Origin of the sequence: Priestia abyssalis (assembly GCF_002019595.1) — a bacterium.
In the GTDB taxonomy this organism is placed as follows: domain Bacteria; phylum Bacillota; class Bacilli; order Bacillales; family Bacillaceae_H; genus Bacillus_BA; species Bacillus_BA abyssalis.
Window position 1 is genome coordinate 56,493 of record NZ_KV917369.1, and the last position, 13,305, is coordinate 69,797.

Genomic DNA, 13,305 nt, shown 5'->3' on the forward strand with positions numbered 1-13,305 from the left:
TATATTGAGTAAAAGGATCGTCCCCATTTTATCATGGATCGACTATAAACATCCTGTGTCTTCCTCCAGGAAAGTAAGGGAATTTCCCCTGACGGATGGGGAAGTTCCACGATATGGTAAACACTATTTGTTTCTTACAATTAAGAGACAGATAGTGTTTTTATTTTTTTTTTCTGCATTAACTGGCAGTAAGATCCCCTCCCTTAAGAGGATAAGGAGTCACAGAAGATGGGCGTGGATCACACTGCCAGTAAAAGCCCGATTAATTCAACTAACAATCAACGGTGGAAGGGCATTCCCACTGATTGAAGTTTCATTGTAAGAGGAGGAACGAAGATGCCTGAAACAGTCATAACCAAATCTAAAAAAGAACGGTCCATTAACGATGCGTGTGTCATATTAAAACAGATGCTAATTTCCTACTAGAATAATAAATTCCGCCAAACGGACTGCTCTCCCCCTCCTTTTGAATGGAAGCGTAAATATTATTAATTCAATACATTATCAAGTTACAGTGTTAAACTACTATCGTTAACTCATAATGAATCTTCGTTTACAATTTATATTGTATAATAGGAAAAAATACTTTATAATTCTCAATATATAAAAAATTCAGAATATAAAAGGGGGATTTTATTTGGAGCAAATCGTCGGTTGGCTTAACGGTGTGTTGTGGAGTACTACCATGATTTATTTCTGTCTTGGTGTAGGCTTATTATTTTCCGTTTTGACACGCTTTTTACAAATACGACTTGTAAAAGATATGGTTGTCCAAATGTTTAAAGGAAAAAGCTCAGATGCCGGGGTTTCTTCTTTTCAGGCACTATCTTTAACTCTTTCAGGACGCGTTGGAACAGGTAACATTGCAGGTGTAGCAACGGCAATAGCCTTTGGGGGGCCTGGAGCGGTTTTCTGGATGTGGGTGATGGCTTTACTGGGAGCAGCTACTTCTTTTATTGAATGTACATTGGCTCAAATTTATAAAGTAAAACAAGACGGTGAGTATCGGGGGGGACCCGCTTACTATATTGAGAAAGGTATTGGATGGAAGTGGTATGGTGTATTATTTGCCATAGCGGCTCTTGTAGCTATGAGTATATTGATGCCCGGCGTCCAGTCCAATTCGATTGCATTGGGGTTAGAAAACGCCTTTGATCTCAACCCGACAGTCACAGGTATTGTTCTGGTCATCTTATTAGCCATTATTATTTTTGGGGGGGTTAAACGTATTGCGAACGTTGCTCAATACGTAGTACCTTTTATGGCTCTTGGATATATCGTCCTAGCACTTATTATCATGGTTATGAATATTGGAGAATTACCGAGTGTTTTCGCACTTATCTTTAAAAGTGCTTTCTCATTGGATTCAGCATTCGGCGGAATGATTGGAATGGCCATTTTATGGGGAGTAAAACGCGGTGTTTATTCCAATGAAGCCGGTCAGGGAACAGGGCCGCATGGGGCGGCAGCGGCAGAAGTATCTCATCCTGCCAAGCAAGGATTGGTACAGGCATTTTCCATTTATATTGATACCCTGCTTGTATGTTCTGCCACAGCCTTTATGATTTTGTTTACAGGAATGTATAATACACAAGCTCCTGACGGTTCATATATCGTGAACAATTTAGGGGATGTGGAGCCTGGTCCTGGGTATACGCAAGCAGCGATTGAAACGGTTCTTCCTGGGTTTGGAGCCGGATTCGTTGCTATTGCCTTGTTCTTCTTCGCTTTCACGACAATCATGGCTTATTATTATATTGCAGAAACTAATATTGCATATTTACTGCGCGGTAAAAATAGTAAATGGGCTATAATAGCACTGAAATTTGTCATTTTGGCAGTCACTTTCTACGGTTCTGTCAAAACAGCGGCATTGGCGTGGGCTTTAGGTGATATCGGCTTAGGAATCATGGTTTGGTTGAATTTAATTGCAATTTTAATTTTGGCCAAACCTGCATTATTGGCTCTAAAAGACTATGAAGCTCAGAAGAAACAAGGTCTTGATCCAGTATTTGACCCTGAGAAACTGGGCATTAAAAATGCAGACTATTGGGTGAACGAATACCAAAAAGATCAAGAGCAGGTTTCTTAACTGGTTTAGAAAATTTGTGTGCAGATTCAAGTTTTCTGAACTACCAAATGTGAATGTCTCTTGATGGAATGAAGACATGCCGAGTTATCGAGTGGAATACACATATTGGTTTAGAAGCTTGTAGGAGATCCAAGCCATTATCAAACTATAGGCAGAAGTCGTCAATAGTCAAATAACACTCCGTTGAATGTTCAACGGGGTGTTGTTTTGTTTCATGCAAAAGGAGCAGAAAAATGAAGGCATATCTTTTCAATCTCTTCCATACATTGAGAGTAAAAATACCAATAATGGAGGATGGACATGCAGTTTTATTACGGGCAGCAAATGCCATTGCGTATTTTGGATGAGGCTGAATTCTGGAAGCATCAAGAAGAAGAGCATACCGTTGTCATTCGCGAGTTGGTAAAAGGCTTGGAGCCAGAATATATGGAAGCATTGAAGAAATGGGAGGAAGCTCTTTCTAGAACCCACCAAAAAGTCGTGCGTTATATTGAGTCGGTTGTTCGGTCCGCTTATTATGTACCTGTACAGTTATATCAAAAAGTGTTAAAGCTTATTTTGTTCTGTTTAAAGCAAAGTCTGAAATTTATTGAGCTATGCCGGCAAATTAAAACGGAAAGTGAAGCTGTGAATAAAAACCCGACGGCAAAAGTCGTTTTAGATCATATCATCCGTGAATCGGAATATTTTGTGGGGATTGCTCAAGCTTTATTATCCAAAAACCAGACCCAACTGTCATAAACTTAAAGAGGACAAGCTCTAACGCTTGTCCTTTCTTACTTTGCTTCATATTGATAAAGAATTACTTTCTGATAATTTCCTTCACTCGACCGACTTGTCCGTCTTGCAGCCTTACTTTAATGCCATGAGGATGAAAAGGAGAGTTGGTGAGAATGTCTTTGACCACTCCTCTTGTTAAGGCCCCTGTTCTTTGATCTTTTTTTAATACAATATCTACTTCAAGGCCTGGAGAGATATTGGCCCGCGTTTGTCCGTTCATGTTCACACCCCGTTTTTCTATGCTTGTTTCTACTATAATATAACCCCCTGTGAAAAAGGAAGGGATTATTGAAGGTCTATTCTTCTTTCACTTGTTTTAGAGGCTTGTCCGCGGGTCCTTCCACTACATCACCATCAAAAGAAAACCTTGAACCATGACATGGGCAGTCCCATGTGCGGTCTCCTCGATTCCAATTTAGTTCGCAGCCCATATGAGTACAGGTTGTGTCGACCATGTGCAAAGTACCGTGTTCATCTTTATAAGCCCCTGCCCGTTTTCCATTGACCGTGACAACGTCGCCTTCATCATTCGCTAAATCTTCTGGTCTTTTCGTTGGGATCTGCAACTTTCCTGAAATAAGATGTTTGGCTACATCCGCATTTTGCATAATAAATTGTTTTACATCAGGATCTGCTTGGAATCTTGATGGCGTATAAAACTCCTTATAAGGATTATCTTTTTTCAAGACGATATCCCGCAATAAAAGAGCGGCAGCCGTACCGTTGGTCATTCCCCATTTTCGGTATCCCGTCGCCACTAAAATATTGGGATGACCCGAACTGGCATGTCCGATATAAGGAATTTTATCAAGCGTGATCAAATCCTGGGCAGACCATCGATACCTATATTCCTCTACCCCCAGAACCTTGTCGCCGAATTCCTCCAAAGCTTCATAGTGTTTCATCGTATCTGTTCCTTGCCCTGTTTTATGGCTTTCGCCGCCAATCAGTACAAGTTTTTCCCCGTTTACGGCTGTATAACGAAGAGAGCGAACAGGATTATCGACACTTAAATACATTCCGCCGGGGAATTCTTTTTTTGTCTTGACTCCGATGACATAAGAACGCTCTGCGTACATTCTGCCAAAATAAAACCCTTTTCCATCGTCGAAAGGAAAGTGGGAGCAAGCGATGATCGTATCGCACGTGATTTTAAATCCGTCTCTCGTTTTAATTGTCGGCTGACTGCCTTCTTCCACTTCCGTTGCAGTTGTATGTTCATAAATGGTGCCGCCTAGCTTCGTGATTTGTTCTACGAGTCCCGCCAGATATTGAAGAGGATGAAATTGGGCTTGGTTTTTCATGATAAGGGCGGCTTCTATTTGAATATCGAAAGGAATGCTGTTGACTAGTTCCCCATTAATTCCGAGTTGTTGGTAGGCTTCATATTCTTTTTCCAGTTTCTCTTTATATTGTGGGGAGGTAGCGTATAGATAGGCATCTTCTTCACTGAAATCACAGGCGATGTTGTATTCTTTTACCTTGTTTTTAATAAAGTGAAGAGCTTCATTGGCGGCTTCATAATGCAGTCTCGCTTTTCCTCTTCCTAAATGGTTGATTAGTTCATCGTATATAAGGTCGTGCTGTGCGGTTATTTTGGCGGTAGTGTGGCCTGTTGTGCCGTTTAAAATCTTTCCCGCTTCAATGAGTGTTACGTTCACTCCTTCTTTGGCCAGTAAGTATGCCGTGGTGATCCCGGATATTCCGCCCCCCACTATGGCTACGCTCGTTGTAATATCTTTTTCCAGCTTTGGAAATGAGGGTAAGGAGATCGAATCTCTCCAATAGGGCTCCGGGTATTGAGGTATTTCTCGTTTAGTAGAACGGTCTGTATTCATGAATGTTCCCTCCTATGTATTGGTATTGCTATTTCTTAATTTTTCCAATGGGAGGAATTCTAAAACACATATCAGATAGTTCATAGAAATCTTGAGTTTTTTAGAAGAAGAGAGAATCATGTTTTTTCTTTTTTCTTTCGACTAAATACATAAGATTAATTTACAAAACTTAACAAAATTTTACAAAATATAAACAAAAACTAAATATTATCTAAATATTTTAATTATATGATTTGAATAGATAAACGTAATCTATTAAATCAAAGAGGTGTAAATATGTCGGAATTGAATCGCAGAAAGTTTTTGACGTATGTAGGGACAGGAATTACGGCCATGACGGTGGCGTCGACAGGCTTGAGTGCCCTTGCTCCTACGGCGGAAGCGAGCGGGAAAAAAGCTGCAGCTCATTTATTTGGATTTAAACGAAAAGTATCGGGGTTAAATTTTACTCCTATTCAACCAACTGATCAAGATGATTTAGTATTGCCTAGAGGATTTAAGTATGATGTAGTGGCGGCGTATGGTGATGTCATCAATAAAAAAGGAGATACATTCGGCTATAACAACGATTTCACTTTGTTTTTCCCTATTCAAGGTTCAAGTGAACGCGGCCTTCTTTGGGTTAATCATGAATATACAAGTGAATTGTGGGTCACAGGACCAAAAGAAAAAGATGGGAAATATACGAAGGAACAAATTCAAAAGCTATTATACAACCAGGGAGGTTCTATCATTGAAGTATATCGTGATGAGAACGGAACTTGGAAAATGGATCCCAATTCTACATATGCCCGTCGTATCACAGGCTTGACACCAATGAAATTGACAGGGGCAGCAAAAGGGTCTGCAGCGGTCGGCGGAGCAAACACAGTTCAAGGAACGTTTGCGAACTGTTCCGGAGGACAAACCTTGTGGAACACGGTGTTGTCTGCCGAAGAAAACTATGAGGATACAGCAAATGATGCAGGACTTAACGAAACACATTACGGATGGATTGTAGAAGTAGATCCGTTCAACGAGAAGTTCGAACCGCGTAAACATACTGCTCTTGGTCGATTCCATCATGAAAACTCTGCTATGGGCTTGTCAAATGATGGACGAGTAGTTGTTTACATGGGGGATGATAAAACCGATGCCTGTGTGTACAAGTTTATTAGTAAAAACAAATACATCGTGTCTCGTAAACAAGCTAATTCTGACTTGCTCGAAGAAGGAACGCTTTACGCAGCAGATATGAAAAAAGGGAAGTGGATTGCTTTAACAATCGAGGCTGTTCGGGAGAAAGCAAAAGACAAACAGGATCTTTTAGAGAAGTTCAAAACTCAAGCAGATGTTCTTGTAAACGCACATGAAGCGGCACTTTTACTTGGCGCCACTCCAACAGACCGTCCAGAGGACGTGGAAATCAGCCCGTTTGATAAAACGGTGTTCATTGCGCATACAAATAATGCAAATCACGGTAACATCCATGGCCATATTACGCGTTTTATCGAAGCAAATGATGATTTAGGGTCCTTAACATTTGATTTTGAAATTTTTGCAGCGGGCGGACGCCAAAGCGGATTCAGTGCACCGGATAATTTAACGTTTGATAGTGAAGGAAATTTATGGACAGTAACGGATATTTCTTCCAGCTCGTTAAACAAGGGAGTTCACAGTGTATTTAAGAATAATGGTGTATTCGTTATCCCTTCAATGGGTAAAAATCAAGGAGAAGCGTTCCAATTTGCTTCAGCGCCGGTTGAAGCTGAATTAACAGGTCCGTGCTTTACCAAAGATGAGACGACTTTATTCATGGCTGTGCAGCATCCAGGAGAGGGAACAGAAGACGTTAATAAACCAACGAGTATGTGGCCTCACCGCAAAGGAGATAACCAGCCTCGCCCGGCTGTTGTAGCTATTACTGGGTTTAAATATTAGGAGGAGGGCTAGCTATGTTGCAGAATATCGGAGTACCGGGTTTAATCTTAATTTTAGTTATTGCTCTTATTATATTCGGTCCATCTAAATTACCGGAGATTGGCCGTGCATTCGGGACAACTTTAAAAGAATTTAAAAAATCAACAAGAGAACTTGTTTCGGATGATGTAAAACCGGAAGTGTCAGACAAAAAGGAAAGTATTGTAAAATAATTTGTGGTTTTGAAAGAGATTTTAGAGAAAAGGACCTTGGCGTTAACATAGATGTATTTATCTGTGTAGCGACGGGTCTTTTTCTTAAGGAGAAATTAAATATGAGTTTTGGTTTGGGGGAATGAACGTGGAAGATTTAAATATGAAAGCGGTAGAGCATTTTGAGGAATTACGGAAAAGAATCATCGTGACACTTGTTGTTTTTATGCTGTTTTTAGTCTTAAGCTTTATTTGTGTTCAAGATATTTATCAATTTTTTGTAAAGGATCTTCCTTTTAAGCTTGCTATTTTAGGTCCAAGCGATGTGCTTGTCGTCTATTTAATGATTGCCAGTGTGATGGCCATTGCAGCTACCATTCCTGTCGCTGCCCATCAAATATGGTTGTTCGTGAAGCCGGCTTTAACATTAAAAGAGAGAAAGGTAACACTTGTCTACATACCCGCTTTATTTTTATTGTTTTTATTGGGAATTTCATTCGGTTATTTTGTACTGTTTCCAATTGTCCTGGCTTTTTTAATGTCTTTATCAAGCGATATGTTTAACACTTTTTTTACGACCGAAAAATATTTTCGATTTCTTTTACATATGACTTTGCCGTTCGGTTTTTTATTCGAACTCCCTGTGGTAATCATGTTTTTGACAAGCTTAGGATTAATCAATCCATACAGACTTCAAAAAGTGAGGAAGTATGCTTATTTTGTCCTCATTACCATTTCTGTCTTGATTACTCCTCCGGATTTTCTATCCGACATTTTGGTGATTATTCCATTAATTTTACTGTACGAAGTGAGTGTCAGTTTATCAAAATTTATCTATAGAAAAAAGGAGATTCCTGAGGTAGGGTGAATCAAATAGAAACACCCTTTTAAGTTATCTTTCTGTAAGGACCCGTCACGAAAATCCGGTGAAATCAAGGATCTAGTGACGGGTCTTTCCCATAAGTATTTTGTTTTGAGGATATTCTCATCTTTTGATGGGAGTGGTTTCCAAAAACAGGGGTTTCAACATATCATAAAGGAAGAGAAGCTTTGCATTCCAAGAGTAACGCCTATGTATGAATATGTTTAAAGCGTGGTCAATCAGCAAGAAGGAAAGAGATTCAGCCAGCTCTTTTATCCCGCATTAACGGGCAGTAGGGCCCCCTTCAAGACTTGAGGGAAATCCAAGCAGTCTAAGTAGGGGATCACTGTCCGTAAAAGCCCGAACATGAGAAACACCGCCGCGTCCTGCGGCAACGTCTGTGTGACCCACATCGTGCGGGCCTAACTAACCATCTGTGGGAGAGGAAGGAAAAACCTCACTGATGGAAGTTTCCTTTATATTTAGGAGGAGGAGTATGGAAGAGAAAGGTAAAAAGATGGAGACAACAGTTATTCATGGAGGCTATGATTCCAAAGAATATTTAGGGAGCCTGTCTATTCCGATTTTTCAAACATCTACGTTTACGTTTGATAACGCCGAGCAAGGAGAGAGACGCTTTAGAGGGGAGGAAGAGGGATACATTTATTCCCGATTAGCTAACCCTACTGTCCGTGCGCTGGAGGAGAAAATCGCGTCCCTGGAAGAAGGGGAAGCGGGTCTTGCCTTTGGATCGGGTATGGCGGCTGTTTCGGCAGTCTTGTTTGCCTTAACAAAAGCACATGATCATATTATTTGTTCACAAGGAATTTATGGCTGTACATTTGGTTTATTGAAATTAATGAATGAAAAATATCATATTTCACATGATTTTTGCCTGATGGAAACAGAGTCTCAAATTAAAGAGCTTATCCGTCCAGAAACTGCTTGTATATACGTTGAAACTCCAGTAAATCCAACTATGAAAGTAATTGATTTGCAGCTCGTCGTGAAAGTGGCAAAAGAGCATGGAATCCCAGTAGTAGTGGACAATACATTTGCTTCCCCTTATTTGCAGCAACCGTTGTCTTTAGGGTGTGATGTGGTTCTTCATAGTGCGACAAAATACATTTGCGGCCATGGGGATGTCGTTGCGGGTCTTGTCGTGGGCAAGAAAGATTTTATAAAAAATATGGCAATGACGACACAAAAAGATATCGGTGGCATTATTTCTCCCTTTGATGCATGGCTACTGTTAAGAGGGATAAAAACATTGCCGGTTCGAATGGATCGTCACTCCTTTAATGCCATGAAAATATATGAACTTCTCAAAAGCCATCCGATGGTTCAGAACGTTTACTATCCAGGGGACTGCAATCATCCTCAATATTTGATTACAAAAAAGCAAATGAAACAGGGGGGCGGATTGATTTCATTTGAAATGAAAGGAACTAAAAAAGATGCCCAAAGATTGTTAAATGATTTGAAACTCATTAAAATTGCAGTAAGTCTCGGCGATACGGAAACATTAATTCAACATCCCGCCACCATGACGCATGCAGTTGTTCCAACAGAGATCAGGGAAGAAATGGGCATAACAGACCAACTTCTGCGGTTATCGGTTGGACTAGAGGCATGGGAAGACATATGGGAAGATTTACATCATGCATTAAATAAAGCAGAAAGTTCTAGTTTCTCTTCTTGACATGCACACGAAAAGGTAAATTTTGCCTGTTAGGACTTACCACTCCGTTAACGAAGGATAAGTTGTGAGCGGGTCATGACTTTACAGGGTTTCAAATAGAAGGGGTGCACCTTGGTTATGGTTCACCCCATTTTAGTATATTTGAAATGAGAAAGATAACCATGAGATGGTTCTGAAAAAAATTAATCTTTGTTGTATTGGCAGTCGTCGGTCTCCTTGTTTTTCATTTTCTTTTTCCATAGTAAGTAGGCAGCTTTTCCGTCACTCGGAAGACCGGATGGATCATCCATCGGAAATAAAGAAAAGAAGATGAAGTAAAAAGAAAAATAAATAAACTGATCCCAAAACATGGATGCTTCCAGAATCTTTGCCTTTACCAATGTATTGACCAGTAGGAGACTTAATAAATTAAACAGTGATCCTCCAAGGAAGATGAGAGAATGGGTGAGGCGGTTTTCGAATTTGAGATAAGAGAATTCGCATCCTCCAGACCCAAAATAAAACTTCCGTATCTCGATTTTTCTGAGCACATATAATTTCGCTCCGCATCCAATGATAATTCGCACGCCTTTTCCGCCAAATAATTTGACAAAAAAGATATGTCCTATTAAATGGATAAAGGTAACGACCGGCAGAATAATAAAGAAAGCTAAAAGAAACTTCCACACATCATACATTCCAAACATACTTATCCTCCTCTCAAAAGGCTCCTATCTACTCTTACCCAGGGTGTTTCCGTTGTAACATGTTTCTATTTTCCATTTTCAAATGTCTAGCGTCATGATTTATTTCATCCTTCAAAGGAGTCTATATAGATTTAATGGTTTAACTCTTTTTAACCACGGGTATGTACAAAGTAAGCACAAACAGAAATTTTAACTAGGAGGAGATTCATATGAATGCAAATGAAAAGCATATTGTGGGAGTATATGACACAGAAGCGGAAGCGATCCGTGCAGTTGAGGATTTGAAGGCGAAAGGATATAGAGCGGAAGATATTTCAGTTATCGGGAAGAATCGAAAAGATATAGAGTCCATTACAGATGAAACAGGAACAAAAGCCGGAGAAGGTGCAGCCGCAGGTGCAGCGACTGGCGGTGCTATCGGAGGGCTTGCAGGGTTATTGGCAGGTGTCGGTGCACTAGCCATTCCTGGAATCGGACCAATCTTAGCAGCTGGACCGATTGCCGCGACTCTTACAGGAGCAGCAGTCGGAGCAGGTACTGGAGGATTGGCTGGTGCATTAATCGGGATGGGAATTCCTGAAGATGAAGCCGATCGCTACGATTCTTATGTGAAAGAAGGAAAAATTTTAGTACTTGTTGATAGAGATATCAACAATTTGAATAGGGAGACATTAACGGATGATCTTACCTTAACGCGACATAACGACGTAGACCGTACATTGACTGAAGATTATAACCGTACAAGAAGTAAGTCAACACAAGAAGATAGAGTGATAGGTACGGAAGGCCGTCCTGGCGTTTATTCTTCAAAAAATGAGAGATTTTAATACAGAAAGTTTCAAGCTAGCCCTCTGAAAGGCCCCGTCATGGAAATCCAGTAAAACCTAGGATGCTGTGACGGGGCTTTTTAGTAGAAAATAATTTTTGTGCTATGTTTAAGAATGATGGGACAGGTATTTTTTAAGATTATTGAACTTTGTGGAATTGAAGAGCAAATTCAATTAACATTTGTTGATATAGTTCGATTGATTCGATTTCTACATATTCTTCATCCCCGTGCCAGTGTGCTCCCGATGGACCAAATTCGATAGCGGGAATACCATGGGCAGAAAAGAAACGGGTATCAGCCGAGCCATGTTGCCCAAAAACGACAGCTGGTTCCTGGGTATATTTTTCAATCAGCGGACGCAAAGACTGGATGAACGGACTGTTTATCTCCGTACGTACAGGTTCTCCGTACATATGCAATGCGATATCTTCTCCTGTAATGGCTTTAATCTCCTGCAAAATATCTTCCATCTTTTGAGTGGGCAAAAAACGGATATCGAGTGACAGTATGCAACGATCAGGCACTTTATTATATACTTCTCCAGCGTGAATTTTTGCTAGATTAATAGATGGAAAAGAATAAAGGGCTGAGCTTTCTTTGGCGAAAGGCAATTGTAAAATCTCTTGATAAATGTCCATAGCTTTTTCAATCGCATTTATTCCTTCCCATGGACGGCTGCCATGAGCGGCTTTCCCTTTTATTTCAATATCCAGCTGCAGGATCCCTTTTGCCTGTAAGCCAATTCCTAATTGAGTGGGTTCCGAGCAAATGACAAAATCCCCCTTGTATCCTTGTTCGGCTAAGTAACCAGAGCCGTGAAATCCGCCTGTTTCTTCATCGGGAACAATTTGAAGCTGAATACGAGAACCGATCGCCTTGTCTTTTAAGTAGACCATCGCATACATCATAGCGGCCACGCCAGCCTTCATATCTGCAGCTCCGCGTCCATAAATTTTTCCGTCCGATTCTAAAGGGACAAATTGTTCGGGATTTCCGCTTACGACATCGACATGACCGTTCCAAGTCAATGTTTTTTCACCGCTGCCAATTTCACATATGAGCATTTTATAGCCGTTGTTTTCTAATAAAACGACTGGGAGTTGATGATCGATCAGCCATTGACGACAAAATTCAACGGCAGCATTCGCTCCTTCTTTTGTAGAACTGTCGATGGCAATTAAGTCCTTTAGTAATTGTCTCCCCATTATACCCCCTCCTTCTGTGGTGAATTGTATGCCTTAAATTTTAGATTAAAAGGATATTTTGTCAATGAATGAAGGGGAAGTGCTCATTCAAGCACTTTCCCTTCATTTATCCTTTAGGAATGAAATGTCCTTTATTATGTTATGCTAAACATAGCTATCCATTTCCAAATCAATGAAGAACCTTGTCGAAAATTTAAGCGGAACCTATATGGAGTATTTACCCCTTTAATTGAGAAAAAGGCTTACTGCTTTATATCTAAAAGTAAATTTCTGAATATACTTTTTTTGACTTTTTTCCATTATGAGCGGCTATAATTAAGAGGAAATAAAAGGTTAAATTTGTGAGCAAGAGGTAGATGGGATGCAGAGATTATTTATGGTTATAATAGGGTCAATAATCATCGGGTTCGCTTACAATTTATTTTTGATTCCTCACAAAGTGTTAAGCAGCGGCATTGGCGGTATTGCTATGATTATTGGGATTTTAACCCCTTTCAATACAGGGACGATGAACTTTTTGTTGAATCTCCCTCTCGTAATTATTGGGTTTATGAAATTAGGAAAGCGGTTTGTTGCGCACACACTTTTATCTATTGTTGCCTTAACTGTTGCGCTGTATATTATTCCAATAAAAGCGGTGAGTACGGATCCGATTTTATCCGCTGTATTTGGCGGAGTGTTGACAGGTATTGGAGTAGGGCTGGTGTTTCGTCAATCTGCTTCAACGGGTGGATTTGACATTATTGCGATGTTGTTGACGAACAAGAGGGACTTTCCTCTTGGTGCATTATTGTCTGCAATGAACGCAGTTGTTGTATTTGTATCAGGATTCTTCGTCAATTGGGATGCTGCTCTGTATACCATGCTTTCCATTTTTGTTACCGGTAAAGTTGTGGATGCCATTCATACGAGTCACATTAAGCTTACTTTAATGATTATTACAAGTAAGGGTGAAGAAATGAAACAAAAGCTTCTGACTAATCTTGTCCGAGGTGTCACGGTAATGGATGGAGAAGGAGCGTACTCAAGCCAAAGCCGCAAAATTTTGATGACGGTCATTTCCCGCTATGAGCTGGTCGATGTTAAGCCGCTTATTCACGAAGTAGACCCTAATGCTTTCGTCAATATCACAGAAACGGTAGAAGTGGTCGGGTTATTTCGAAGAGACATGCCTGATAAATGAACATACGAGACAAGAAA

The 13,305-nt window shown here is 40.3% G+C and carries 12 protein-coding genes; 8 read left to right on the forward strand and 4 right to left on the reverse strand.

The window, feature by feature from the left end; translation table 11 throughout:
• Positions 1 to 637: 637 nt before the first annotated feature.
• Both BK575_RS00320 and BK575_RS00325 read left to right on the forward strand, forming a co-directional pair.
• Positions 638 to 2,092 (forward strand): alanine/glycine:cation symporter family protein, encoded by a 1,455-nt coding sequence (locus BK575_RS00320; protein ID WP_078408392.1) that lies wholly within the window; start codon positions 638 to 640, stop codon positions 2,090 to 2,092.
• A 300-nt stretch (positions 2,093 to 2,392) separates the two neighbouring features.
• Positions 2,393 to 2,833 (forward strand): DUF2935 domain-containing protein, encoded by a 441-nt coding sequence (locus BK575_RS00325; RefSeq protein WP_078408393.1) that lies wholly within the window; start codon positions 2,393 to 2,395, stop codon positions 2,831 to 2,833.
• Between the two features lie 61 nt (positions 2,834 to 2,894).
• Here BK575_RS00325 and BK575_RS00330 read toward each other — a convergent pair whose 3' ends face one another.
• The gene (locus tag BK575_RS00330) at positions 2,895 to 3,092 is read right to left on the reverse strand and encodes a YwbE family protein (RefSeq protein ID WP_078408394.1); all 198 of its coding nucleotides are present in this window, start codon (positions 3,090 to 3,092) and stop codon (positions 2,895 to 2,897) included.
• Positions 3,093 to 3,168: 76 nt separating this feature from the next.
• Entirely contained in the window at positions 3,169 to 4,710 is a 1,542-nt protein-coding gene (locus BK575_RS00335; protein WP_078408395.1) for an FAD-dependent oxidoreductase, read from the reverse strand.
• Positions 4,711 to 4,986: 276 nt separating this feature from the next.
• On the opposite strand from BK575_RS00335, the gene BK575_RS00340 reads away from it, so the two are divergent.
• From BK575_RS00340 to megL, 4 genes are all read left to right on the forward strand, one after another.
• Complete coding sequence (locus BK575_RS00340) at positions 4,987 to 6,630, forward strand: PhoX family protein (protein ID WP_078408396.1); 1,644 nt, start codon at positions 4,987 to 4,989, stop codon at positions 6,628 to 6,630.
• Positions 6,631 to 6,644: 14 nt separating this feature from the next.
• Positions 6,645 to 6,842, forward strand: coding sequence for a twin-arginine translocase TatA/TatE family subunit (tatA, locus tag BK575_RS00345; protein ID WP_078408397.1), 198 nt, complete (start codon positions 6,645 to 6,647; stop codon positions 6,840 to 6,842).
• Positions 6,843 to 6,963: 121 nt separating this feature from the next.
• The gene (tatC, locus tag BK575_RS00350) at positions 6,964 to 7,689 is read left to right on the forward strand and encodes a twin-arginine translocase subunit TatC (protein ID WP_078408398.1); all 726 of its coding nucleotides are present in this window, start codon (positions 6,964 to 6,966) and stop codon (positions 7,687 to 7,689) included.
• 490 nt (positions 7,690 to 8,179) lie between these two features.
• Positions 8,180 to 9,385, forward strand: a complete 1,206-nt coding sequence (gene megL, locus BK575_RS00355) for a methionine gamma-lyase (protein ID WP_078408399.1) — start codon at positions 8,180 to 8,182, stop codon at positions 9,383 to 9,385.
• A gap of 182 nt (positions 9,386 to 9,567) precedes the next feature.
• Here the strand turns inward: megL and BK575_RS00360 are convergent, their stop codons facing one another.
• Positions 9,568 to 10,071: a hypothetical protein gene (locus BK575_RS00360; protein ID WP_078408400.1), complete on the reverse strand. Its 504-nt coding sequence runs from the start codon at positions 10,069 to 10,071 to the stop codon at positions 9,568 to 9,570.
• Positions 10,072 to 10,280: 209 nt separating this feature from the next.
• On the opposite strand from BK575_RS00360, the gene BK575_RS00365 reads away from it, so the two are divergent.
• Complete coding sequence (locus BK575_RS00365; protein WP_078408401.1) at positions 10,281 to 10,898, forward strand: YflT domain-containing protein; 618 nt, start codon at positions 10,281 to 10,283, stop codon at positions 10,896 to 10,898.
• Between the two features lie 139 nt (positions 10,899 to 11,037).
• Here the strand turns inward: BK575_RS00365 and BK575_RS00370 are convergent, their stop codons facing one another.
• Entirely contained in the window at positions 11,038 to 12,105 is a 1,068-nt protein-coding gene (locus tag BK575_RS00370) for a M20 family metallopeptidase (RefSeq protein WP_078408402.1), read from the reverse strand.
• A 361-nt stretch (positions 12,106 to 12,466) separates the two neighbouring features.
• Here BK575_RS00370 and BK575_RS00375 point away from each other — a divergent pair, with 361 nt between their 5' ends.
• A complete protein-coding gene (locus BK575_RS00375) occupies positions 12,467 to 13,288 on the forward strand; it encodes a YitT family protein (protein WP_078408403.1) in 822 nt (273 codons plus the stop codon).
• Positions 13,289 to 13,305 lie beyond the last annotated feature (17 nt).